Origin of the sequence: Cellulomonas sp. A375-1, assembly GCF_001040865.1 — a bacterium.
Classification (GTDB): domain Bacteria; phylum Actinomycetota; class Actinomycetes; order Actinomycetales; family Cellulomonadaceae; genus Cellulomonas; species Cellulomonas gelida.
The window spans coordinates 1-2,820 of sequence record NZ_LFKW01000048.1; the positions used below are offsets into that span (position 1 = coordinate 1).

General features: G+C 73.9%; 3 protein-coding genes. 1 reads left to right on the forward strand and 2 read right to left on the reverse strand.

What is annotated here, in order from left to right; translation table 11 throughout:
• Positions 1-93 precede the first annotated feature (93 nt).
• Positions 94-1,518 (reverse strand): D-alanyl-D-alanine carboxypeptidase/D-alanyl-D-alanine-endopeptidase, encoded by a 1,425-nt coding sequence (gene dacB / locus CWIS_RS05745; protein WP_048342305.1) that lies wholly within the window; start codon positions 1,516-1,518, stop codon positions 94-96.
• Positions 1,519-1,677: 159 nt separating this feature from the next.
• Between dacB and CWIS_RS05750 the strand changes: the two genes are divergently transcribed.
• Entirely contained in the window at positions 1,678-2,172 is a 495-nt protein-coding gene (locus CWIS_RS05750; RefSeq protein ID WP_013882397.1) for an inorganic diphosphatase, read from the forward strand.
• 69 nt (positions 2,173-2,241) lie between these two features.
• On the opposite strand, the gene CWIS_RS05755 is transcribed toward CWIS_RS05750, so the two are convergent.
• The coding region (locus CWIS_RS05755; protein WP_048342304.1) for a C40 family peptidase at positions 2,242-2,820 on the reverse strand (579 nt) is incomplete at its 5' end.

The window sequence follows — 2,820 nt, forward strand, 5'->3', positions numbered from 1 at the left end:
GCGGCAGTCGGAACTCACGACCTCGCGGGAGAGGGCCGGTCTCGCGGGCGTCGCGGGCGGGGTGTCGCGAGGGAGCGGGGGGACGGTGGCGGGTCAGCCCGTGCAGCCGCAGGCGTGGAGGTTGGTGACGAACTCGTCGATCGCCTGGCGCGGCCCGAACGGGCCGGTCTCCTTCTCGTGCTTGACCAGCACGACGAAGACGAGCTGGCGACCGTTGTCGTCGACGACCGTGCCGGCCAGGCCCTTGACCCCCGACAGGCTCCCGGTCTTGGCGCGGACCAGCCCGCGCGCGTCGGACGACAGGTAGCGGTCGCCGAGCGTGCCGGTCAGGCCGCCGATCGGCATCCCCGCGGCGATCGAGCGCAGCTCGGGATGGGCCGGGTCGACGACGAGCTCCACGAGGTCGAGCAGGGTGAGCGGGGTGAGGAGCGAACCCTCGGCCAGGCCGGAGGCGTCGGCGAGCACGGCGTCCTTGGTGTCGACGCCGAGCCGCGTCACCGCGCGCAGGACCGCCTGGGTGCCGCCCTCGAAGCTCGCAGGGAGGCGCTGGTCGAGCGCGACGACGCGCGAGACCACCTCGGTGATGGTGTTGTCGGAGTCCTCGAGGAAGAAGTGCACGAGCTCGGGCAGCGGGGCCGACGAGACGTTCGCGAGCACGGTCGCCCCGGCCGGTGCGGCGGCGCGCGCCGGGTCGCCGGTGACCGTGATGCCCGCCTCGGTGAGCCGCTGCGCGAAGATCTTCGCGGCGGCGATCGTCGGGTCGGCTGACCGCGGCGGGTAAGGCACGCCCTCCTTGGTCGCCGCGATCTTGACCGCGAGCGCGGTCACGGGCGCGACGTAGCCCATGTTCAGGTCGCCCTCGTCCCAGCCGGGGCTGGTGCGCGGCCCGGTGAACAGGGTGTCGTCGACCCGCAGCGTGACGGTCGTGAGCCCGACGAGCTTGAGCTGCTTGGCCGCCGCTCGCGCGAGGTCGCCCAGGCCCGCGCGGCCGTTGACGACCGCGGCGTCGCCCGCGTCGGGCGCGAGCATCATGTCGCCGCCACCGACGAGCACCACCTGGTCGCCGCTGCCGCGCACGACGCTCGTCGTGAGCGTCGTCGTGGCGTCGAGCGTGCCGAGCGCCGCGACCGCGGTGACGAGCTTCGCGGTCGACGCGGGCTCGCGCGGGGCGGTGGACCGCCGCTCGGCGATGACCTCGCCCGTGAGCTGGTCGGCCACGACGACGCCCGTCGCGCCGTTCTTGCCGAGCCGGGAGTCGTTCGCGAGCTTGTCGACGAGCGTCGCGACGGGGTCGGACGCGGGCTCGGGCACCTGCTCGTCGAGGTCGCCGAGCGCGGGGACGACGTCCGGCGGCGCGGCCGCGGCGGGCGCGCTCGGGAACGGCGCGGCCTCGGCGGGAACCGGGTCCAGGGTCACGAAGCCGGGCGCGACGTCGTACGCGTCGGCTGCGACGTAGCCGCCCAGGCCGAGGACCAGGACGAGCATCGTCGTGCCGACGACACGCGCACCTGTGGCCATCGTCACGCTCCGCTCGGGGACCCGATGGGACGGTCGGCCCACCGGTGGGTCAGAATATGTCGACAAGACGGTCCGCCCGTACCTGCGGCGCGCCGGTCCCCGAACCACGCCGCCCGGCCACGCGTCCGATCCGCGACCCGGCGAGCGGACAGGAGAGCCGTGGAGTTCGACGTCACGATCGAGATCCCCAAGGGTCAGCGCAACAAGTACGAGGTGGATCACGCAACGGGGCGGATCCGGCTCGACCGCATGCTCTTCACGTCGACCCGCTACCCCGACGACTACGGCTTCATCGAGGGCACCCTGGGCGAGGACGGCGACCCGCTCGACGCCCTCGTGCTGCTCGAGGAGCCCACGTTCCCCGGCTGCCTCATCCGCTGCCGCGCGCTCGGCATGTTCCGCATGCGCGACGAGGCGGGCGGCGACGACAAGGTGCTGTGCGTCCCGACGGGCGACCAGCGCGCGGCCTGGCGCCAGGACATCGACGACGTGTCCGACTTCCACCGCCTCGAGATCCAGCACTTCTTCGAGGTCTACAAGGACCTCGAGCCCGGCAAGTCCGTCGAGGGCGCGCACTGGACCGGCCGCGCCGAGGCGGAGGCGGAGATCCAGCGCTCGCGCCAGCGCGCGATCGACGCGGGCTACGAGCACTGACCCACCCCGCACGTACGGCGAAGGCCCGGCTCCCGTGAGGGACCGGGCCTTCGTCGTCGCTGGTGCGGGTCAGGGGCGACCCGCGTACGGCATGGAGCCGGCCCAGCGCATCGACGTGATGCGCACGGCCACGCCCGGCCGCGGGGCCTCGATGATCTGACCGCCGCCGATGTACATGGCGACGTGGTAGATCGAGCCCGGGTCGTTCGGGTTGGTGCCCCAGAACACGAGGTCACCGGGACGCATGTCGGCGTACCTGATCTTGAGGACCTGCTTGTACTGGTCGCGCGAGGTGCGGTTGATCGCGACGCCCGCGCTGCGCCAGGAGGTCATGGTCAGGCCGGAGCAGTCGTAGCCCGGGCCCGTGCCGCCCCACACGTACGGCGCCCCGAGCCGCGTCTTGGCGACCGCGACCGCGTTCTGCCCTTGCGCGGCCGAGCCGCGCGAGATGCCGGTGCCGAGGCCGTACTGCGACGGCGGCGTGGTGGGCTTGGGCGGCGGCGGGGTCGTCGGCGCAGGCGGCGGGGTGGTCGGGTTCGCCGGTGGCGGCGTCGTGGGGTTCGCGGGCGGCGGGGTGGTCGGGTTGGCCGGCGGCGGGGTCGTGGGGTTCGTCGGCGGCGGCGTCGTCGGGGTCGTCGGCGGCGGAGT